The organism is Priestia sp. GS2, from assembly GCF_036409025.1.
Lineage (GTDB): Bacteria > Bacillota > Bacilli > Bacillales > Bacillaceae_H > Priestia > Priestia aryabhattai_A.
This window is the reverse complement of record NZ_JAZGJX010000001.1, coordinates 2,433,627-2,455,615: the sequence shown is the minus strand read 5'-3', so window position 1 is coordinate 2,455,615 and position 21,989 is coordinate 2,433,627. Positions and strand designations below refer to the sequence as shown.

Genomic DNA, 21,989 nt, shown 5'->3' with positions numbered 1-21,989 from the left:
CTTTCCGTTCATTTTTGCTTTTCTTTTATCCAATTTTGCTATATATTGAAGTTTATATAAAGATTGAAGGGAGAATTCGATGTGAGTCTGGTAACTAAAAAAATAAAAAAAGTACTAGTTGCAAATCGTGGAGAAATCGCAATTCGAGTATTTCGAGCTTGTACGGAGCTAAATATTCGAACGGTGGCAATTTATTCAAAAGAAGATGCGGGTTCCTATCACCGATACAAAGCAGATGAAGCATATTTGGTTGGTATGGGTAAAAAACCAATCGATGCATATTTAGACATCGAAGATATTATTAAAACGGCAAAGCTACATGATGTTGATGCGATACACCCTGGCTACGGTTTTTTGTCAGAAAATATCCAATTTGCAAAACGTTGTGAAGAAGAGGGCATTATATTTATTGGACCAAAGTCTAAGCATTTAGATATGTTTGGAGATAAAGTAAAAGCTCGTCATCAAGCAATTCAAGCCAATATCCCTGTCATTCCAGGAACGGATGGACCAATTGATTCATTAGATGAAGCAAAAGAATTTGCTGCACAGCACGGGTATCCTCTCATGATTAAAGCAGCTTTAGGTGGAGGCGGTCGCGGCATGCGCGTCGTTCGCGATGAAGCAAGCCTAGCAGAATCGTATGAACGTGCTAAGTCAGAAGCGAAAGCTGCATTTGGAAGCGACGAGGTATATGTGGAAACGCTTGTTGAAAACCCAAAACATATTGAAGTGCAGATTTTAGGGGATCACAGCGGAAATGTTGTTCATTTATATGAGCGTGATTGTTCCGTACAGCGTCGCCATCAAAAGGTAGTAGAAGTTGCACCAAGCTTGTCGCTAAGTGAAGACCTTCGCGATCAAATTTGTGATGCTGCGGTACAGCTTATGGCTAACGTGAGCTACATAAATGCGGGTACTGTAGAGTTCTTAGTTTCAGGTAAGGAGTTTTACTTTATTGAAGTAAACCCTCGGGTACAGGTGGAACACACTATTACAGAAATGATTACAGGTGTTGATATCGTTCAATCTCAAATTTTAATTGCAGATGGTTATGATCTTCATAGTGATGTTGTTGCAATACCGAAACAAGAAGAAATTATCACGCATGGTTATGCTATTCAATCTCGTGTAACAACAGAAGATCCACTAAACAACTTTATGCCAGATACGGGTAAGATTATGGCGTATCGTTCAGGCGGTGGATTTGGCGTGCGTCTTGACACGGGCAATAGCTTCCAAGGAGCAGTCATTACGCCTTACTACGATTCTCTTCTTGTAAAAGTAACAACGTGGGCCTTAACGTTTGATCAAGCAGCGTCTAAAATGGTTCGTAACTTAAAAGAATTTCGAATTCGTGGTATTAAAACAAATATTCCGTTCCTTGAGAACGTGGTCAAACATGAAAAGTTCTTAACGGGAGCATACGATACGTCCTTTATTGATACTACGCCAGAATTATTTGTATTTCCTAAGCGTAAAGACCGTGGTACTAAAATGCTAACGTACATTGGAAATGTTACGGTTAACGGTTTCCCAGGGGTAGCTGAAAAGAAAAAACCAATCTTCACAAAACCTCGCGTTCCTCAATTAGACTTATCGATGCCAGTACCAAATGGAACGAAGCAAATCTTAGATGAACAAGGTGCTGAAGGGCTTGTTAACTGGGTGAAGGAGCGTAAGGAAGTACTTTTGACAGATACCACGTTCCGAGATGGACACCAGTCTTTACTAGCAACACGTGTGCGTACAAATGACTTAAAACAAATTGCTAATCCAACAGCAAGACTCTTACCGGATTTATTTTCTCTTGAAATGTGGGGAGGAGCGACGTTTGATGTAGCGTATCGCTTTTTGAAAGAAGACCCTTGGGATCGTTTATTGACGCTCCGTCAAGAGGCGCCAAATGTTTTATTCCAAATGCTACTGCGTGCGTCAAACGCTGTAGGATATAAAAACTATCCTGATAACGTTATTAAAGAGTTTGTAGAAAAATCAGCGTATGCAGGAATTGACGTGTTCCGAATTTTTGATAGCTTAAACTGGGTTGAAGGTATGACGTTAGCGATTGATTCCGTACGACAAACAGGTAAAATTGCCGAAGCAGCAATGTGCTATACGGGCGATATTTTAGATCCATCTCGTCGCAAGTATGATTTAACGTACTACAAAAATCTTGCAAAAGAACTAGAGCAATCTGGGGCCCATATCTTAGGGATTAAAGATATGGCAGGTTTATTAAAGCCTCAAGCAGCTTACGATTTAGTATCTGCATTAAAAGAAACGGTGGATATTCCAATTCATCTTCACACGCATGATACGAGCGGAAACGGGATTCTAACATATGCCAAGGCAATTGAAGCAGGCGTTGATATTGTGGACGTAGCAGTAAGCGCAATGGCAGGTTTAACATCGCAGCCAAGTGCCAATTCGTTATATTACGCTTTAGAAGGAACGGAGCGTAAGCCGAAATTAGACATCCAAAACCTTGAACAGCTATCTTACTATTGGGAAGATGTACGTAAGTACTATCAAGATTTTGAAAGTGGCATGAATGCTCCACATACGGAAGTTTATGTTCATGAAATGCCAGGTGGTCAATACAGCAACCTTCAACAGCAGGCGAAAGCAGTTGGTCTTGGAAACCGCTGGGATGAAGTAAAAGACATGTATTCACGTGTGAACCAGTTATTTGGTGATATTGTCAAAGTAACGCCTTCTTCCAAAGTTGTAGGAGACATGGCTCTGTTTATGGTTCAAAATAACTTAACGGAAGAAACGCTATTTGAACGTGGTGAATCATTAGACTTCCCTGATTCAGTTATTGAATTATTTGAGGGGTATTTAGGTCAACCACACGGTGGGTTCCCTGAGCAGCTTCAACAAATTATTTTAAAAGGTAAAAAGCCAATTACGGTGCGTCCGGGTGAACTGTTAGAAGATGTTGATTTTAATGCCCTTAAGGAAAAGCTATTCCATGAGTTAGGACGTCAAGTTACAAGCTTTGATGCCTTAGCCTATGCTTTATATCCGAAAGTATTTATGGATTATCACAAAGCCGTTGAGCAATATGGTGATATTTCCGTACTTGATACGGCTACTTTCTTATATGGAATGCGCCTTGGAGAAGAGGCTGAAATTGAAATTGAAAAAGGGAAAACATTAATTGTTCGCCTTGTATCAATCGGAGAAGCGCAAGCTGACGGTAATCGTACAATCTACTTTGAATTGAATGGTCAACCTCGTGAAGTTGTCATTAAAGATGAAAGTGTGAAGACAACGGTTGTATCAAAAATGAAGGCTGATCCAACAAATCCAAATCAAATTGGAGCATCTATGCCTGGAACAGTCATTCGCGTTATTGTTGAAAAAGGTGATAAGGTATCAAAAGGTGACCACCTCATGATTACAGAAGCAATGAAAATGGAAACAACGGTACAAGCACCGTTTGATGGTATTGTGAAAAATATTCATGTAGGAAGTGGAGAGGCGATTCAACCAGGCGACTTACTTGTTGAATTTGAAAGCTAAAAAAAGTACGAGCAGAATTTCTGCTCGTACTTTTTATTTTGTCTTTTTACTGCGGGTAGCTAGGAGAGTCAAGTAGCTCAAGACGCCGAATAATAGAGAGATAATTAAAGCGTGCGCTAAAGCTAATCCTAAGTTTAGACGAGTAACCACAACGAGCATACCTGAAATAGCTTGAAGTGTTACTAACACCAAAGCAATTAGCCAGCTATAATAAATGTTCTTTTGGTCACGATAGTGCTTAAATGCATGAATAAATGCAATTAAGATCCAAACAAAAATCAAAGTAGCAGCTGTGCGGTGTCCCATTTGAATCCACTGGTTAATATCCCCTGGCAGCCAATTGTTTGCATTGGAGCAAAATGGGATGTCAGGACAAGCTAGGCTTGCTTCTTTATGGCGTACCAGCGCTCCTGTATAGACAACAACGTACGTATAAAGGATAGACCCATAAATATGCTTTTTCATAGTGGAACCGATGACGACGCTGTCTGCATCAAACTTTTTATCAACCTCAAAAATGATGAGGGTTAATAACAGAACGGATGCAAATGAAATTAGTGAAATTCCAAAATGTAGTGCAAGTACGGCATCCGATTGTCCCCACATAACTGCAGCGGCACCGATTAGCGCTTGCAAAACTAAGAAGAAAAATGAGATAAAAGCAAGTGGTCTTACCTCACGAATATGCCCTAGTGCAATCCAAGCCCATACACAAAGTAAAAGTACTAAGATGCCTGAAGCCCCCGATACAAGTCTGTGACTAAGCTCAATGACGAGTTCAAATGTTATGTTGCTGGGTATTAGTTCACCGTTACATAGAGGCCAGGAGTCACCACAGCCATCTCCTGATCCAGTTTTGGTTACAAGTGCTCCTCCAAGTAAAATCAGGAGCATTGCTAACGTTACAATAACCGAAAGCCCTTTTAATCCACGTTTCAATGTATTCACCTTCCTAAAGTATGATAATTAGTCCGCTAAACGTTTCCTTTAGACAGGAAGACGAATGGAAGTACATGGCTAAGATGAGAGCAAACGCTTTAAGGTTTCATTGAAAAAGTTTGAATAAACTCCCATAAGCATGTATTCATTTGTTATAATGGTAGAAAGTGTAAGGTTGTATTGGTAGAAAGATAAGTTATTAAACTCATTCGACAAGATACAACACCTTATTCTACTTATAATAGTATACAATAATCAAGTAGAAGATAGGGTTTTAGACAAGGTGACAAAAAAAATCCATATTTATTTCAAAAAAATTTCACATAAACTTTCCAAAATATGCTTTAATAAACAGGAGAAATATAGTGATTTACATCTTTACATGTTCATACATCAGGCTGTAAGATTTCAGAAATCTGAAACAAATGTGAAATGTTTGTGAATGGATGGTTTTTGTGATGTCAAAACTGTAAACGGATTCTTCATACCACTGCTTCAACAACATATGCTTACCTAAAGAGACCGCTAAGAAATCATCTATTTTGCGTAACGAGCTCCTAGACACCGTAGTCCTACATAAAAATTTAAATACAGGGGATTTCTTCTAATCTAGAATTTATTATAGAAGGAAGAAAGTTTATTTATAGCAGCTGTCTGCTATAAATAAGAAAATCACGTCCATGAAAGAGAGGTTGGAAAAGCTATGAGAAAATGGCGATTAAACTTTCGTGTTTTATCGTTGTTTAGTCTGGTAGCCGTGCTATTAGCTGGCTGCGGAGAGCCTTTTTTATCAACGCTTCGTCCTGCAGGTGAAGTGGCAGAAAAGCAGTATTCACTTATGCTGCTTAGTACAGCAATTATGGTTCTTGTAATTATTGTTGTTACAATCATCTTTGTGTATGTAGTTGTGCGTTTTAAACGCCGCAAAGGTGAGGAAGATGTGATTCCGAAACAAGTAGAAGGAAACCACAAGCTAGAAATTCTTTGGACTGTTATTCCTATTATTCTACTTGTTATCCTAGCAGTTCCTACAGTAGCTGATACGTTTAAATTAGCTGATGTGAAAGGAATGGAAAAGGAAGACGCCATTGTCGTCAATGTAAGAGCTAACTTGTATTGGTGGGAGTTTGAGTATCCAAACCAAAAAATTATTACATCCCAAGACCTTGTTGTGCCAACGGATACAAAAGTGTATTTTAACGTGAAAGCCTCAGATGTCAAACACTCCTTTTGGATTCCTTCAGTGGGCGGAAAAGTAGACACGAATACAGAGAATGAGAACAAGTTTTGGCTTGTGTTTGATTCAGAAAAAGCTGAAAGCGCTAACGGACTTTTTTATGGGAAGTGTGCAGAGCTATGTGGTCCATCTCACGCCTATATGGACTTCAAAGTTAAAGCTCTTCCAAGTAAAGAGTTTGATACATGGGTTAGCGATATTAAGGATGTAAAACCAGACGTATCGACTGCTTCAGCAAAAGCAGGGGAAGAAATTTTTACAGAAAGCTGTATTGGCTGTCACGCTGTTGAAGCGCAGGATGGTCGACCAGAACAAGCGCGTCAGGCTCCAAATCTAGCTGGATTTGCAGATCGTGAGCGTATTGCAGGTGTTTTAGAACATAATGAAGAAAATTTAAAACAATGGCTCAAAAACCCTGAAGAAATTAAGCCAGGAAACAAAATGAGCAATACATATCCTGACTTAACAGATGAACAAGTCGATCAGCTAACCGAGTATTTATTGGAGCTGAAAGAAAAATAAACGGTAATTAGCTTTCAAAAGGGGAGGTCTAGCTATGAGTACGCTCACTCAAAAAAGGGGTATAGGGGCGACGATATGGGACTATTTAACAACCGTTGACCATAAGAAAATCGCCATTTTGTATTTAATTGCGGGAGGTTTTTTCTTCATAGTTGGAGGGATTGAAGCACTTTTTATTCGAATTCAACTGGCTGTTCCTGAAAATAACTTTGTCGCAATGGGAACATATAATGAAATCTTAACAATGCACGGTACAACGATGATTTTCTTAGCAGCCATGCCGTTGTTATTTGCGCTAATGAATGCAGTTGTACCGCTTCAAATCGGCGCTCGTGACGTAGCATTTCCATTTTTAAATGCACTTGGCTTTTGGCTATTTGCTTTTGGTGGATTGTTTCTAAACTTAAGCTGGTTTATAGGAGGTGGAGCACCTGATGCAGGCTGGACATCATACGCTTCACTATCGCTGGCATCGCCTACGCACGGAATTGATTTTTACGCATTAGGTCTACAAATTTCCGGTGCCGGAACGCTGATTGCAGGTATTAACTTTCTTGTTACAATCATTAACATGAGAGCACCTGGTATGACTTACATGAGAATGCCGCTGTTTACATGGACTACATTTGTGGCATCAGCACTTATTTTATTTGCATTTCCTGCTTTAACTGTTGGATTATTTTTAATGATTTTTGATCGCTTGTTTGGTGGGAATTTCTTTGATCCAACGATGGGTGGAAACACGATTATTTGGGAACATTTATTTTGGATTTTCGGACATCCAGAAGTATACATACTAATCTTACCAGCATTTGGAGTTTTCTCTGAGATTTTACCAACGTTTGCTAGAAAGAGACTGTTCGGATACTCTTCTATGGTGTTTGCAACAGTGCTAATTGGGTTTTTAGGATTCATGGTTTGGGCTCACCATATGTTCACGACGGGCCTTGGGCCAATTGCAAACGCAATCTTCGCAGTAGCGACGATGGCGATCGCTGTACCAACAGGAATTAAGATTTTTAACTGGCTGTTTACGCTTTGGGGAGGAAGTATTGAATTTACATCACCGATGCTGTACTCTGTAGCGTTTATTCCATCATTCGTTATTGGTGGTGTGACGGGTGTTATGCTTGCCGCGGCACCAGCGGACTATCAGTTCCATGACACGTATTTCGTCGTTGCTCACTTTCACTATGTTATTGTAGGGGGAGTTGTGTATGCTCTCTTTGCAGGAGTAACGTTTTGGTGGCCAAAAATGTTTGGTCGTATGCTGAATGAAACGCTTAGTAAAATTACGTTTTGGCTATTCTTTATTGGATTCCACTTAACGTTCTTTATTCAACATTTCTTAGGTTTAATGGGTATGCCTCGTCGTGTAGCAACATTTTTACCAGGACAGGGCTTAGACCTTGGAAATGCAATCAGTTCAGCTGGAGCAATCTTTATGGCAGTGGCGACAATTGTATTAATTATTAACGTAATCAAAACAAGCATTAACGGACCAAAAGCAAAAGGTGATGCATGGGGAGAAGGGCGTACGTTGGAGTGGGCAATTTCATCTCCGCCACCAGAATACAACTTTAAACAAACTCCGCTTGTCCGTGGATTAGACACTTTCTGGTTAGAAAAACGTGCTGGAAACAAAGACGGTATTACACCAGCTGAGCCGCTTGGTGATATTCATATGCCAAACTCATCAATCATTCCATTTATTATCTCCTTTGGTTTGTTTGTTTCAGCATTTGGCTTCTTGTTCCGTAACGACTATGGTTGGGGAGACTTAGTCGGAATTATCGGCTTAGTGATCACCTTTATCTCCATGTTCTTCCGTTCATGGATTGATGATCATGGCTATCATATTCATAAAGAAGACTTGCTTGATGAGGAGGCGAAATAAAGATGGAAGCAGAACAAAAGTTAACGCCTGAAACTTTTCCAGATTCGCCTGAGAAATCAACCCTTGAAGGGAAAAATAAGTTCATAGGATTTTGGCTTTTTCTTGGGGGAGAAACAGTACTTTTTGCTTCGCTTTTTGCAACTTACTTAGCGTTAAGAAATTCAACGCATACAGGTCCAAAAGCAGAAGAGTTATTTGATATTACGCTTGTATTTATTGCCACAATGATTTTATTAACAAGTTCACTAACAAGCGTATATGCAATGTATCATATGAAAAACTTTAATTATAAGAAAATGCAGCTCTGGATGTGGATTACTTGGCTGTTGGGGTTAGCATTCTTACTATTAGAGATTTATGAGTTTAAGCATTATGTTCATGAAGGCCATACGTTTACGAGTAGTGCGTTTGGATCTGCATTTTATGCTTTAGTAGGAACACATGGAGCTCACGTAACGTTTGGACTATTGTGGATTGGTTCATTACTTATCCGTAATTCAAAACGAGGCTTGAATTTATACAACGCGCCAAAGTTTTATGTAGCAAGCTTATACTGGCATTTCATTGATGTTGTATGGGTGTTTATTTTTACAGTTGTATACTTAATGGGAATGGTGGGATGAAGAGATGGCAACAAATCATTCTGACACAGGTAACCCAAAGGTAGACTTACAGTATCGTAAGAAGAAAAACGCTGAAGATATGCGAATGCAGTTAATCTCGTTTGCGTTAATGATTTTCCTTACGCTCGTAGCTTTTTTTGCAGTATGGAGCGATAGCTTTACCGGGTGGTTTACCGTACCAGTTATTATTTTGTTAGCAGTTGTGCAAGTTATCTTTCAGCTTTATTACTTTATGCATATGAATCATAAAGGACATGAAGTGCCAACGATGTTTCTATATTCAGGAGTGCTTGTAGCACTTATAACAGTTTGGGCATTTGTTACAATTATTTGGTGGTAAGTTAAAGAAGAGCTAGCGCTTGCTAGCTCTTTTCAAGCATGTACGATTGGCAACTAAGTAAAGGAGGGACGGATTGTGATTAATAATTTAAGAATGTTTGGATTCGAAGCGCTATGGAGTCCGTATTTCTTCTTGGTTATTTGTGCGGTTACAGTTGTTTATTTGCTGTTCACAGGTCCGTATCGATATAAGGTTGAAGGAAGTAAAGAAGTTGATCGCAAAACAAAAGCGTTTTTTATATCTGGAATGGCGCTGCTATACATATGTAAAGGCGGTCCGTTAGACTTACTAGGGCACTTGATGTTTAGTGCACATATGGCTCAAATGGCATTGGTTTATTTAGCTATTCCACCTTTACTTATCCTTGGAACACCCCCATGGATGGCGCGATTAATAGTTCACCAAAAAGGTCTTAAGCCAGTGTTTCGCTTTTTGACAAAGCCACTCATTGCTTTGCTGGTCTTTAACGGATTATTTTCCCTTTATCATATCCCGCTTATTTTTGACACTGTGAAGACGGATATGACACTTCACGCAATTATTAGCATATTGCTATTTATAGCTTCTTTTTGCATGTGGTGGCCACTTTTAAACAAGCTAGAGGAGTATCAGACATTAAATGGCGTGAAAAAAATTGGTTACATTTTTGCTGATGGAATGTTATTAACTCCTGCTTGTGCGTTAATTATATTTGCTGATACGTCGCTGTATGCAACATATACGGACTCACAGGCATGGGTGAATGCTTTAGCACTTTGTGTATCACCAGACGTTATTCAAGCAATGGGTGCATTAGCTCCAGAAATGTTTAACGTATTGCCTCCGGTAGAAGATCAGCAGCTTGGTGGTGTCATCATGAAAATTATTCAAGAAATTGTATATGGTATCATTCTTGGTTATACCTTTTTTAGGTGGGCAAAGAAAGAGCGTGAAAAAGATAAGAAGCAGGAAATGGAACTCGAAGCAGGTTATGATACTTCATCTCCGATTTCTTCTCAATAAAAAGAGTGCTTACAGTGTTGTAAGCACTCTTTTTATTAGGAAGCTTGAACGCTTTGGAGTTCAGAATGAATCTGGCTTAAAATTCGCTTACATTGATCAACTAGCGTAGAAGGAAAGTTTTCTCCTTCTCCATACTCTACGCCGTGCGGATAATAGTGTTTACCAAGCAATGGCGTCATAAATTGAATTAACGCATGTCTGCCGCCAATATCTCCTTCAGCAGCATAACCTTGTACGCGCAAATAAAAGGTATGGTGCTGAATTTCAAACTTTCGATCATACGTTACCCGCTCGTAGTCCCACTGTCCAGCTCGCACTAGTCCAAATCTGCTCATAATTTCATCAGCATGCTCTAAATCAACTTTTACATCAGTAAAATCCACATCTTCTAATTTCATTCCATTTCCCCCTTTAAACCAAATGTTTCTCCCATTTTCATCATAGTATGATTGGATAAAACTTGCAATGCTTATCCGAATTTTCAGTTAAAAAGACCAAGAAATCTTAAATGAAGTGAAAGTTTTCGGGGAAAACGGTCAAACTAACGTTGAATGTAAAGGAGGAGAGTCAATGAAATATGTTCGTGACGTAATGACAACAGACGTTGAAACATGTACGACGTTAGATAATGTATATGAAGTTGCTTTAAAGATGAAAGAGTTAAACGTTGGTAGTATTCCAATTGTTGATCAAGATCGATTAATTGGGTTAATAACTGATCGAGACTTGGTTATTCGAGGCATCGCTGAAAAGAAACCAAATTCCAGTAAAGTAACTGACGTCATGAGTGATAAGCTAGTAACCGTATCCAGCGAATCAACGGTAGAAGAAGCTGTGAAAATTATGGCTAATCACCAAATTAGAAGACTTCCAGTTGTAGAAGGAAACAAGCTGATTGGAGTTGTCGCTTTAGGAGATTTATCGACGTATCGCTTTACAGATGAACAAGCAGGTCAAGCTCTTTCTCGTATTTCCAATCAACTTCATTAATTAAAGAAAAGCTGTCGGCATCAATGGATGTTGATAGCTTTTTTATTAGCTATTTTTACGTCAATACATGTATAATAGCTTTACAAACCCTTGAAAAGGTAAGGAGAGGAACTGACGCTGAAAAAAATTATATTTGTTCTCGTGTTAATCGTTGCATTTGTATACGCTGATGAATATATCCCTTTATTGGAGCAGTATGTGAATGAATCAGTACAAGAAGAAGTTTCAAATAATGAGACTAAAAATAATCGTGCAGTTGAAACAGCTGCACCGGAAATAGAAGGGGAAAATGTCATTGATTTAATTGGCTTACACCCTGAACAGGTTATGGGCATGTATGGTGAACCAATGCGTGTTGATCCTTCGGCCTATGGCTATGATTGGTGGATATATAAAAGCGACACTAACTCCTATATGCAAGTAGGAGTTGATGGCGATCGAGTAGTAAGCGTATATTCTATTGGTCAAAGTGTAAATACCGCACCATTTATAATTGGTCAATCTCGATCTGAAGTAGACAAAGCTGTTGAAATCGAGCGAGAAGTTGAGTTAAGAGAAGGGCTGAATTCCTATCAATTTCAACTGAATGATGAAGATTTAAAGATGCGCCCATTAGTAAAGTACGATGATGTATATATTCAGCTTTATTTTGATCAATTTTTAAATACGTTATCAAGTATCCGCGTGATGGATAGTGAAACTTTAGTGAAGCAAAAGCCGTATGAAGTAATGTATAGAGGGAGCCTGCCTGAAGCACCATCAATTTCTCCAGAAGAGTGGAAAGAGATTGAAGAGGGAGCTTCCCAGCAAATTATCGACTTAACGAATGTGATTAGAAAGCGCCATGGAAAAGATTCGTTATCATGGGATGAAGACACGGCGAAAGTAGCTTATTTACACAGTAAAGAAATGAGTGATTTAAAATATTTCGCTCATGAGTCTCCAGTTCAAGGTGATTTAGGAAATCGTCTGCAAAAAGGAGACGTCTTGTATCGGATGGCTGGTGAAAACATTGCATCTAACTATACGGATGGTCCAGCTGCGGTTGAAGGTTGGTTAAATAGTGAAGGTCACCGTAAAGCGCTTTTAAATAATGATTTTACTCATCTTGGTGTTGGCGTGTATGAAAAGTTTTATACGCAAAACTTTATTACACCTTTGAAGTAGGGATTTAATAGGTCTACTCTTGTCCTATTCCTCATAAGTTTCTAATAGAAGCTAGAGGAGGGACAAGAATGAACAAGAAAATATCTGTCATCGCCATGCTTATTTTTTTACTATTAACAACATCAGTTAATGCGGCTACACAGCAAACTTGGGATAAGTTAAATGAACTTGCTGATGAAACATTAGACCTTGCTCAGCAAGAAAAATATGATGAAGCACGTAATTTAGTGAAACAATTTTCACATGAAGTTTCTAGCGTAAATATACATGATTTAGATTTATCCGCTAAAGAATATCAAGTGCTGGTCGTAACGGCTCAAAATGTTGAGAGAGCACTAGGGGATGAAAACAGTAACCCTGTAAGTACAACATTACAGTTTCGGTTACTAGTAGATGCTTTATCAAGTGAGTATCAACCCCTCTGGACAGAAATGGAAAAAGAAGTTATTACCACGTTTCAAGATATGAAAATGAGTATATCAAAAGGTGAAGATGGGCAGTATCAAGAAGAGCTTCAAAGTTTACTGCAAGCCTATGAACTGATTTCTCCAAGTGTTCAAGTAGATGTCGATGATAAGGATATTGAACGTGTTGAACAGCATATCGAAGATTTAAAGCAAGATAATGCAATGGTGATGTCTTCACAAGAATTAGTAGCAGCAGAAGAAGATTTTCAGTCTTTGTTTGAACACTTAAAAGAAGATAAGGTAGATCCATCACTTATATGGGTGATGATCACGACAGGAAGTATTATTGTATTTACTTTATCGTATGTTGGTTTTCGTAAGTATCGAGCAGAGCGTGTTCAAAAGGCTGAGCCAGAGCGAAATGATTGACGGACATATTCGAATTGTCTAAAATGAAAATGTACCAACCATACAAGTAAAGGAGTGTGCAGATGGGGTTTTTGGTTTATTTTCTCATCATTATTTTAGTGCCGATTTGGGCACAGTTTAAAGTGAAAAGTGCTTATAAAAAATATTCAAAAGTAAGCAGTTCTTCTGGAATGACAGGTGCTGAAGTGGCACGACGTATCTTGGACGAAAACGGCTTGTACAACGTTCAAGTTGAGCCAGTTCGCGGCGTGTTGTCTGACCACTATGATCCACGTTCAAAAGTAGTACGATTATCTGAAGATAACTACTTCGGAACATCCGTGGCAGGCGCAGCGGTAGCAGCCCACGAAGTAGGGCACGCAATTCAAGACGATGAAAACTATTCGTTTTTACGCATGCGTCATGCCCTAGTACCGGTAGCGAACATCGGGTCAAATTTTTCATGGATTTTAATTATGATTGGAATTTTTGCTCAGATGAGCGGCCTACTACTGCTAGGTATTGTATTTATGGCAGCAGCTGTTTTATTCCAGGTTGTAACGCTTCCAGTTGAGTTTAACGCATCAAATCGTGCGATGAACCTACTCGTATCAAGCGGTGTGATTCGCAATGACGAAGAGCGTGAGACGCGAAAAGTACTAAACGCAGCGGCTTTAACATACGTTGCAGCAGCAGCGGTTGCAGTACTAGAGCTTGTGCGTTTAATCTTAATTTACACAGGAATGAACAACGAAGATTAATTGAAATAAGTCTGAACAAAAGTATTTCAGTCAATGAGATATCCGAATTATCGGGAGTTAATTACTTTCGATAGCTCGGATATTTTTTATTGATTTTGCAAGATAATTAAAAAAGAGAGGAATGAAGGCAGGATACTCGACTCCTGCGTGAGAAGGAGGAAAGACTGAGACACCCCTGCACTGGGGTGTCTGCAGCACAATGAAACAAGCCTGTTCTTATAATTAAACTATTGTAGAAACGTTATAATTCCTCTCCTGAGAAAGGAGCATTTAGTTATGTAAAGTCTCTTTGTATGGATAACTTAACGTTCTAAAGGTTTTTTATTTTCATCTAATGTGAAGCCTTCACCTAGTACATCGTGAACGTCACTCACCGCTACAAACGCATATGCATCAACAGAAGTGATGACCTGTTTTAATCGAAAGATTTCATTTTTACTTACGACACAGTACAATACGTTAGTTTCTTGTTTAGAGTAAGATCCTTGGCCTTTTAAAATCGTCACTCCACGCTCCATTTCTTGCATGATTTTTGCTGAAATCTCTTCGTTATGAGTAGAGATAATGGTTGCTCCTTTTGCAGCGTAAGCGCCGTCTTGAATAAAATCAATAACTTTAGCAGCGACAAATACGGCTACGAGTGTATACATTGCCTCTGTATAAGTCAAGTAATAAATAAGGGAAGTAATAATAACAAGAAAGTCGAATAAAAACATTGTTTTGCCCATGTTCCATCCAATATATTTCTGAACGAGACGAGCGATAATATCAACTCCACCCGTTGTGCCTCCGTATCTAAAAATAATTCCAAGGCCAACTCCAATAAATACACCCGCAAATAAAGCAGCAAGCGTCATGTCATCTTTTAAAGGCATATCGACTGGAAACCGTTGAAAAACCCATAAGAACACAGAAAGACTAATAACTCCGAGTATAGTGTAGTAAAATGAAGTTCGTCCTAACAGCTTCCATCCAACAAAGAATAGTGGAATGTTAAGCACTAAGTTTGAATAGGAAGGGTCGATGTTAAATAAAAAGTATAAAAGCAGTGTAATACCAGTAAATCCTCCCTCTGCCAGGTTGTTTTGCATGTTGAAATTCACAAGTCCAAACCCAAAAATAGCTGAACCTAACAAAATAAAAAAGATATTCTTAAACCTTAGTCCTTTCACAATAAAAACCTCCTTTTATAAACATGAGTCTATTCTTTCCTATCATACTAGATGAATAAGAGAAGTGTCATCATCCAAATGAACCGTCCAGAGCGCTTTGTTTGTATCATACACGTTTAAAGATTTAATCATGCACGGTTAAAGAGAACAGCTTTATTCATTTATAATGTTTGTTAATCAAACTTTTCTATTAAGAAATTTAGGAAAGAGATGTTATAATATGAAGTTGAATGTACAAAAAATGAAAAGTTAAATATCTATTATTTAATGAGACAGGCATAGAAGGTAAAGAGGTGAATACATATGACGGACAAATCAATGAAGGAAATGCAGGCTGAAGTTGATCAATATATTGGACAGTTTAAAGAAGGCTACTTTAGCCCTTTGGCGATGCTGGCTCGTATGACTGAAGAAATTGGAGAGTTATCGCGTGAAATTAATCATTATTACGGAGAAAAACCTAAAAAGACAACGGAAGCAGAGCGGACAGTTGAAGAGGAAATGGGCGATATTTTATTTGTATTAATTTGCTTTGCCAATTCGCTAAATATCGATTTAGAAGAAGCACATAATCGCGTTATGGAGAAATTTAATACGCGTGATAAAGATCGTTGGACAAAAATTGATGAACAAGGAGAGAATTAACATGAAAAAAATTCGAATTATACTTGCAGGTCCTCGTGGGAGAATGGGAAAAGAAGCTGTGACATTAATTCAAGAGACGGAAGCATTTGAATTAGTAGCTGCAGTTGATCGCGTTCATGAAGGGAAGTTAATTAGTGAAGTAGAAGGAATGCCAAATATTCAGGCTCCTATCTTTACAGATATTGAAAAATGCTTTCAAGCTGTTGAAGCTGATGTATTAGTTGATTTAACAACGCCTGAAATTGGAAGAGTACATACGAAAAAAGCGTTAGAATACGGCATCCGTCCAGTAGTCGGAACAACAGGTTTTTCGGAAACTGATTTAGCGGAATTAAAAGAATTAGCAGAGGAAAAAGGAATCGGCTGTATCATTGCTCCAAACTTTGCAATCGGTGCTATCTTAATGATGAAGTTCTCTCAAATGGCGGCAAAATATTTTGACGATGTTGAAATTATTGAGCTTCACCATGATCAGAAGCTAGATGCACCTTCTGGAACAGGGTTAAAAACAGCAGAGCTTATCAGCGAAGTTCGTGAAACGAAACAGCAAGGTCACCCAGAAGAAAAAGAAATTTTAGCGGGGGCAAGAGGAGCTACGTATGATGGGATCCACCTTCATAGCGTACGCTTACCTGGGTTAATTGCTCACCAGGAAGTACTATTTGGCGGTTTTGGACAAGGACTAAAGATTCGTCATGATTCGTATAATCGTGCATCCTTCATGTCCGGTGTAAAGCTTGCAGTTGAAGCAGTAATAAATGTTGATACGCTTGTATATGGTCTGGAAAATATCATTGAATAAGGAGAGGCATATATGAAAATAGCATTAATTGCACATGATAAAAAGAAAAATGACATGGTTCAATTTACAACTGCTTACCAACATATTTTAAAGGAACATGAGCTTTTCGCAACAGGCACAACGGGAATGCGAATTTCTGAAGCGACTGGGTTGGCCATTCATCGTTTTCAATCTGGACCATTAGGTGGAGACCAAGAAATTGGTGCCCTTGTTGCGCAGAACAAAATGGATATGATTATTTTTTTTCGTGACCCGCTTACAGCTCAACCTCATGAGCCAGATGTATCAGCACTTATGCGCCTCTGTGATGTATATGCTATTCCACTTGCGACCAATATGGGAACAGCTGAGGTTCTAATTCATGGTTTAGAACGAGGAGATTTACAATGGCGTTCAATTTTAAAACAATAGGGTGAAATAAAATGATTGAAAAAATAGATGTTCTTGCTTTTGGAGCTCATGCTGATGACGTTGAAATCGGCATGGGTGGTACCATCGCCAAGATGACTGAGCAAGGTTTAAAGGTTGCTATCTGTGATTTGACAGAAGCAGAACTATCGTCAAATGGAACAGTAGAGCTACGCAAACAAGAGGCTGAAAAGGCAGGACAACTTCTCGGTGTACACAAGCGAATTCAATTACAGCTACCGGATAGAGGACTGTTCTTACAACAATCCTACATTAGAGAAATTGTATCAGTAATACGTAAATGTCAGCCGAAACTTGTGTTTGCTCCTTATTTTGATGATCGTCATCCTGATCATGGAAACTGCGCGCGTCTAGTCGAAGAAGCCGTATTTTCAGCTGGAATTCGTAACTACACGGCAGAACAAAACATGGGGGCTCATCGAACGGATGGACTGTATTTTTATATGATTAATGGTTTCCATAAACCTGACTTCGCTGTTGATGTAACGAATACATTCGAAAAGAAAAAACAAAGCTTACAAGCATATGAAAGTCAGTTTATCAAACAGAAAGGAAGCGTGGAGACGCCGCTGGTTAACGGATACATAGAAACCATTGAAAGCCGCGAGCGCATGTTTGGAAAAGAAGTAGGCGTTCAGTATGCAGAAGGTTTTCTTTCTAAGAAGCCCCTACTTATTTATGATGACCTAGTAGGTGGCGTTAGATGAAACTAAAAATTGGTATCACGTGTTATCCTTCAGTTGGTGGCTCTGGCGTTATTGCAACTGAATTAGGAAAGCTCCTTGCAGAAAAAGGACACGAAATTCACTTCATTTCATCAAGTATGCCTTTTCGCTTAAACAAGGTGTACTCAAATATTTATTTCCATGAAGTAGAAGTGAACCAGTATTCGGTATTTAAGTATCCACCTTATGATTTGGCACTAGCAAGTAAGATGGCAGAAGTTGCACAGCGTGAGGAACTAGATTTAATTCATGCTCATTATGCCATTCCCCATGCGGTGTGTGCGTTTCTAGCTAAGCAAATGGTGTCACCTAATCTAAAAATAGTAACAACGCTCCATGGGACGGATATTACAGTTCTTGGAGAAGACTCATCGCTAACAGAACTAATTAAATTTGCAATTGAAAAATCTGATTGTGTGACTGCCGTATCTGACGCGTTAATTGAGCAAACGAACCAGCTCATTAGTCCAGATAAAGATATTTGCACAGTTTATAACTTTATTGATGAGCGAGAATATTATCGAAAAGATGTAGGGAATTTAAAGCAGGACTATGGAATTTTAGAAGATGAAAAGGTCATTATTCACGTTTCAAATTTCCGTCAAGTTAAGAGAGTGCAAGATGTTGTGCGCGCGTTTAAACGAATTCATGAACGTGTTCCTTCTAAGCTGTTGCTCGTTGGAGACGGTCCAGATATGAGAAATGTAAGTCAGCTTGTAAAAGAATTGGAACTTGAGGATGCGGTGTTGTTTTTAGGAAAGCAAGATAACGTAGCAGAACTCTATTCAATTAGTGATTTAAAGCTATTGTTTTCTGAAAAAGAAAGCTTTGGTCTTGTGTTACTAGAAGCAATGGCTTGCGGAGTACCTTGTATTGGTACAAGAATCGGTGGAATCCCAGAGGTTATTGAAGATGGCGTAACGGGTTATATTTGTGAATTAGGAGACGTTGAAACAGCTGCAGATAAAGCCGTTCAGCTGCTAAGTAATCAACAGCTTCATCAACAAATAAGCAGAGGCGCTTTACAGGCAGTGAATCAAAAATTTCATTCAACGGAGATTGTAAATCAATATGAACAGCTTTATTACAATCTTGTACAACGTTAAGGAATGGAGGATATTATGAAAGAGCCTTTCATCCATCCATTATTTATTATTCACACACTACAGCAAGCTGGACATGAAGCTTATTTTGTTGGTGGTGCTGTTCGAGATATGATCTTACAGCGAAAAGTAGGTGATGTAGATATTGCAACATCTGCTCTTCCTGACGATGTTATGAGTCTATTTTCAAAAACAATTCATGTGGGGATTGAGCATGGAACCGTTGTGGTGCTTCATGAAGGAGAGCAATATGAAGTTACTACCTTTCGATCAGAAGGGGAATATGAAGATTTCAGGCGTCCTGCATCCGTTCAGTTTATTTCATCACTGGTAGAAGATCTAAAACGTCGTGACTTTACTATCAACGCCATGGCTATGAATGAAAAAGGTGAAATTATTGATCCGTTTAACGGTAGAGAAGATTTGCGGAATCAGCTTATCCGTACGGTAGGAAATCCAGAAGAACGTTTTCACGAAGACGCGCTGCGAATGATGAGAGCGGTTCGGTTTGTTAGTCAGCTAGCATTTTCTATTTCAGATAAAACGAAGAGAGCTATTTCAGAGCATGGAAATCTATTGAAGCACGTATCAGTTGAAAGAATTACCATTGAGTTTGAGAAGCTTCTTTTGGGTAAACGCCCTTCTTTAGCGCTTGCGCTCATAGCAGACACTAAATTATATGAGCACTTGCCAGGATTAGATATTGGTGAAGAAGCTTTTCGCCGCTTGTGTAAATACGACTGGATGATGCTTGAAGATATATCGGAATGCTGGACACTTCTACTTTATTTGCTAGGGGTTGATCCTGATCCATTTTTACGTCAATGGAAGCTTGCTAATCGACAAATAAAGGCTGTGAAGCTTCAGCTTGGTGGACTTGAGGACGTCTTAGAAAATGGTTGGTCAAAAGAAACATTGTATCAACTTGGAGAAGAGTCTGCCCTAAGAGTAAACCGAGTTCTGCAATTAGTAAGAAGCACTAACTATCTTCATACAACTTTGCTTATTTCTCGTTATCGAGAGCTTCCTATTCACTCTATGAAGGAACTTGCTATTACGGGCCAAGATGTTATGACATGGGTAGATCGTAAGGGTGGTCCATGGCTTTCAACTTTGTTACAGGATATAGAGAAGAAAGTGTTGAATGGTGAATTACAAAATAGCAAAGGGTCGATAAAGGAGTGGGTACAGTCTTGCAAACAGATATTAGAAGAACGTTATTAGAGATGTTTACAAACGCAGAAGGTGAATATGTATCTGGGCAGCGCATTAGCGACTTGCTAGGCTGTTCAAGAACTGCAGTTTGGAAACATATTGAAGACTTAAGAAAAGAAGGCTATGAACTAGAAGCTGTTCGAAAGAAAGGGTATCGCATCGTTACTAAGCCTAATAAAGTAAGTACAAATGAGCTGCTTCTTGGTCTGCAAACGAAAAAAATCGGTCAAAATCTTTACTATGAAGAAACTGTGGAGTCAACACAAAAAATTGCACATCGTCTTGCTCAAGAAGGAGCTGTCGAAGGAACGGTAGTTGTAGCGGAAGAGCAAACAGCTGGTCGAGGTCGCTTGGCTCGTAAATGGTACTCTCCAAAATACACGGGAGTGTGGATGAGTATTATCTTGCGACCTGCAATTCCACCACAGCATGCACCACAGCTGACACTATTAGCCGCCGTAGCAATTGTACAAGCAATACAAGAAGTAACAAATGTACTACCCGATATAAAATGGCCAAACGATATTTTAGTGAACAATAAAAAGCTAGTAGGAATCTTAACTGAGATGCAAGCTGATGTTGAGCAAGTTCACTCTGTTATTATTGGAATTGGAATCAATGTGAATCAAAAGCTAGAACATTTTGATTCTGATATTCAACACTTGGCGACATCTTTATCAATTGAAGAGCAAAAAGAAGTGAATCGTGCAGCTCTTATGCAAGCGATTTTCTTAAAGATGGAATCTTTGTATGAAGATTATTTAGAAAATGGTTTTGGGTTAGTAAAGCACTTATGGGAATCTTATTCTATTAGCATTGGAAAGCGGATTGTTGCACGCACTTTGAAAGCAACAATTGAAGGGTACGCAAAAGGGATTACAAACGATGGCGTCCTGCTGTTAGAGGATGATTATGGAACGGTTCATCATATTCATTCTGCTGATATTGAAATCTCTTCGAAATAAAACTAGAAAATGTAAGAATATTTCTTTATAATACGAGTATCAGGGTAGTATCGACAGAACTTCACCTGATACTCTTTTTTATAATTTATCGTTTACGAACTGCCTTGATCTAAAAAAGACTAGGACAGAGGGATGACAATATATAAGGACAAGCGTGTGCTCTTAAGCACGCTGTTTAGCTATAGACTGCTTTTGTCAAAAACCTTCTTCCTTTTTAAGTGTAAGAAGGTTTTTTTTGCGTTGTCATCTCCTCTAGTATAGGAGGAGATTTATTGTGAAAACGAAGCTTGATTTCTTAAAAATGAAACAGCAACAAGAACCGATTGTTATGCTTACTGCTTACGACTACCCGTCTGCAAAATATGCGGAAGCATCAGAGGTGGACATGATTTTAGTAGGAGATTCATTGGGAATGGTTGTATTAGGGTATGACTCAACTATTCCAGTGACGGTCGATGACATGATTCATCATACAAAAGCAGTGAAAAGAGGAGCGCCTAATACATTTATCGTAACGGATATGCCTTTTATGTCTTATCATATTTCAAAAGAAGAAACGATGAAACAAGCAGCTCGAATTATGCAAGAAAGCGGGGCGCATGCTCTAAAGATAGAAGGCGCAGACGATGTTATTTTTACGATTTCAGAATTAACACAAGCAGGGATTCCAGTTATTGCTCATCTTGGTTTAACACCACAGTCTGTCGGTGTTCTGGGGGGGTACAAGGTACAAGGTAAAGAAGCAAGTGAAGCGAAAAAGCTAATTGAAGATGCCGTGAAATGTGAGCAAGCGGGTGCAATAGCAGTAGTTTTAGAATGTGTACCGAAACAAGTAGCAGAAGATATTTCGAAGAAGCTAAGCATTCCAACCATTGGTATTGGAGCAGGAAAAGAAACGGATGGTCAGGTGCTTGTCTATCATGATGTGTTGACGTATGGGGTTGAGCGCTTTCCAAAATTCGTTAAGCCATTTGGTAACATTGGAGAGGTTGCAAAAAAAGGACTTTCTCAGTATGTACACGATGTTAAAGTTGGAAAATTTCCGGAAGAGAGCCATACATTTAGCATGAACGATGAACAGCTAACGGCTCTATATGGAGGGAAGTAAG

Annotated in this window: 21 protein-coding genes; 18 read left to right on the top strand and 3 right to left on the bottom strand. The window is 38.9% G+C overall.

The genetic code is table 11. The features are described 5' to 3' along the window. The first annotated feature begins 81 nt into the window (after positions 1 to 81). Positions 82 to 3,531, top strand: coding sequence for a pyruvate carboxylase (gene pyc, locus V2145_RS12650; RefSeq protein ID WP_442956784.1), 3,450 nt, complete (start codon positions 82 to 84; stop codon positions 3,529 to 3,531). Positions 3,532 to 3,564: 33 nt separating this feature from the next. Here the strand turns inward: pyc and V2145_RS12645 are convergent, their stop codons facing one another. Further along, positions 3,565 to 4,470, bottom strand: coding sequence for a COX15/CtaA family protein (locus V2145_RS12645; RefSeq protein WP_094911522.1), 906 nt, complete (start codon positions 4,468 to 4,470; stop codon positions 3,565 to 3,567). 703 nt (positions 4,471 to 5,173) lie between these two features. Between V2145_RS12645 and coxB the strand changes: the two genes are divergently transcribed. The 5 genes from coxB to ctaG all read left to right on the top strand — a co-directional run bounded on the left by coxB (position 5,174) and on the right by ctaG (position 10,091). Beyond that, on the top strand, positions 5,174 to 6,229 hold the full coding sequence (coxB, locus tag V2145_RS12640) for a cytochrome c oxidase subunit II (RefSeq protein ID WP_311858656.1): 1,056 nt from the start codon (positions 5,174 to 5,176) through the stop codon (positions 6,227 to 6,229). 34 nt (positions 6,230 to 6,263) lie between these two features. Further along, positions 6,264 to 8,126, top strand: coding sequence for a cytochrome c oxidase subunit I (gene ctaD / locus V2145_RS12635; RefSeq protein ID WP_094911521.1), 1,863 nt, complete (start codon positions 6,264 to 6,266; stop codon positions 8,124 to 8,126). A gap of 2 nt (positions 8,127 to 8,128) precedes the next feature. Continuing rightward, positions 8,129 to 8,749 carry a cytochrome (ubi)quinol oxidase subunit III gene (locus tag V2145_RS12630; RefSeq protein ID WP_094911520.1) on the top strand — a complete coding sequence of 207 codons (621 nt, stop codon included), beginning with the start codon at positions 8,129 to 8,131 and terminating at the stop codon, positions 8,747 to 8,749. 4 nt (positions 8,750 to 8,753) lie between these two features. Then, a complete protein-coding gene (ctaF, locus tag V2145_RS12625) occupies positions 8,754 to 9,089 on the top strand; it encodes a cytochrome c oxidase subunit IVB (protein ID WP_094911519.1) in 336 nt (111 codons plus the stop codon). A 75-nt stretch (positions 9,090 to 9,164) separates the two neighbouring features. Continuing rightward, a complete protein-coding gene (ctaG, locus tag V2145_RS12620) occupies positions 9,165 to 10,091 on the top strand; it encodes a cytochrome c oxidase assembly factor CtaG (RefSeq protein ID WP_330987815.1) in 927 nt (308 codons plus the stop codon). A gap of 35 nt (positions 10,092 to 10,126) precedes the next feature. Here ctaG and V2145_RS12615 read toward each other — a convergent pair whose 3' ends face one another. Continuing rightward, positions 10,127 to 10,489, bottom strand: a complete 363-nt coding sequence (locus V2145_RS12615; protein WP_094911517.1) for a YugN family protein — start codon at positions 10,487 to 10,489, stop codon at positions 10,127 to 10,129. Between the two features lie 172 nt (positions 10,490 to 10,661). On the opposite strand from V2145_RS12615, the gene V2145_RS12610 reads away from it, so the two are divergent. The 4 genes from V2145_RS12610 (at position 10,662) to V2145_RS12595 (ending at position 13,824) form a co-directional block, all read left to right on the top strand. Further along, on the top strand, positions 10,662 to 11,081 hold the full coding sequence (locus V2145_RS12610; RefSeq protein ID WP_094911516.1) for a CBS domain-containing protein: 420 nt from the start codon (positions 10,662 to 10,664) through the stop codon (positions 11,079 to 11,081). A gap of 198 nt (positions 11,082 to 11,279) precedes the next feature. After that, positions 11,280 to 12,248 (top strand): CAP domain-containing protein, encoded by a 969-nt coding sequence (locus V2145_RS12605; protein ID WP_330987814.1) that lies wholly within the window; start codon positions 11,280 to 11,282, stop codon positions 12,246 to 12,248. 68 nt (positions 12,249 to 12,316) lie between these two features. Continuing rightward, entirely contained in the window at positions 12,317 to 13,084 is a 768-nt protein-coding gene (locus V2145_RS12600) for a sporulation protein YpjB (RefSeq protein ID WP_330987813.1), read from the top strand. A 62-nt stretch (positions 13,085 to 13,146) separates the two neighbouring features. Next, the gene (locus tag V2145_RS12595; RefSeq protein WP_025907342.1) at positions 13,147 to 13,824 is read left to right on the top strand and encodes a zinc metallopeptidase; all 678 of its coding nucleotides are present in this window, start codon (positions 13,147 to 13,149) and stop codon (positions 13,822 to 13,824) included. Between the two features lie 302 nt (positions 13,825 to 14,126). Here V2145_RS12595 and V2145_RS12590 read toward each other — a convergent pair whose 3' ends face one another. After that, positions 14,127 to 14,996, bottom strand: coding sequence for a YitT family protein (locus tag V2145_RS12590; protein ID WP_413691085.1), 870 nt, complete (start codon positions 14,994 to 14,996; stop codon positions 14,127 to 14,129). Positions 14,997 to 15,299: 303 nt separating this feature from the next. On the opposite strand from V2145_RS12590, the gene V2145_RS12585 reads away from it, so the two are divergent. The 8 genes from V2145_RS12585 (at position 15,300) to panB (ending at position 21,988) form a co-directional block, all read left to right on the top strand. Further along, complete coding sequence (locus tag V2145_RS12585) at positions 15,300 to 15,641, top strand: nucleotide pyrophosphohydrolase (RefSeq protein WP_330987812.1); 342 nt, start codon at positions 15,300 to 15,302, stop codon at positions 15,639 to 15,641. Between the two features lies 1 nt (position 15,642). Then, positions 15,643 to 16,443 carry a 4-hydroxy-tetrahydrodipicolinate reductase gene (dapB, locus tag V2145_RS12580; protein ID WP_330987811.1) on the top strand — a complete coding sequence of 267 codons (801 nt, stop codon included), beginning with the start codon at positions 15,643 to 15,645 and terminating at the stop codon, positions 16,441 to 16,443. A 12-nt stretch (positions 16,444 to 16,455) separates the two neighbouring features. Further along, positions 16,456 to 16,854 carry a methylglyoxal synthase gene (mgsA, locus tag V2145_RS12575; RefSeq protein WP_094911510.1) on the top strand — a complete coding sequence of 133 codons (399 nt, stop codon included), beginning with the start codon at positions 16,456 to 16,458 and terminating at the stop codon, positions 16,852 to 16,854. A gap of 14 nt (positions 16,855 to 16,868) precedes the next feature. Further along, positions 16,869 to 17,579 (top strand): bacillithiol biosynthesis deacetylase BshB1, encoded by a 711-nt coding sequence (gene bshB1, locus V2145_RS12570; protein ID WP_330988140.1) that lies wholly within the window; start codon positions 16,869 to 16,871, stop codon positions 17,577 to 17,579. Then, a complete protein-coding gene (gene bshA / locus V2145_RS12565) occupies positions 17,576 to 18,703 on the top strand; it encodes an N-acetyl-alpha-D-glucosaminyl L-malate synthase BshA (RefSeq protein WP_330987810.1) in 1,128 nt (375 codons plus the stop codon). The genes bshB1 and bshA overlap by 4 nt, the downstream gene beginning before the upstream one ends. Before the next feature lie 15 nt (positions 18,704 to 18,718). Beyond that, complete coding sequence (locus V2145_RS12560; RefSeq protein WP_330987809.1) at positions 18,719 to 19,924, top strand: CCA tRNA nucleotidyltransferase; 1,206 nt, start codon at positions 18,719 to 18,721, stop codon at positions 19,922 to 19,924. Continuing rightward, positions 19,894 to 20,880: a biotin--[acetyl-CoA-carboxylase] ligase gene (locus V2145_RS12555; protein WP_330987808.1), complete on the top strand. Its 987-nt coding sequence runs from the start codon at positions 19,894 to 19,896 to the stop codon at positions 20,878 to 20,880. The genes V2145_RS12560 and V2145_RS12555 overlap by 31 nt, the downstream gene beginning before the upstream one ends. A gap of 274 nt (positions 20,881 to 21,154) precedes the next feature. After that, a complete protein-coding gene (gene panB / locus V2145_RS12550) occupies positions 21,155 to 21,988 on the top strand; it encodes a 3-methyl-2-oxobutanoate hydroxymethyltransferase (RefSeq protein WP_094911505.1) in 834 nt (277 codons plus the stop codon). Position 21,989 lies beyond the last annotated feature (1 nt).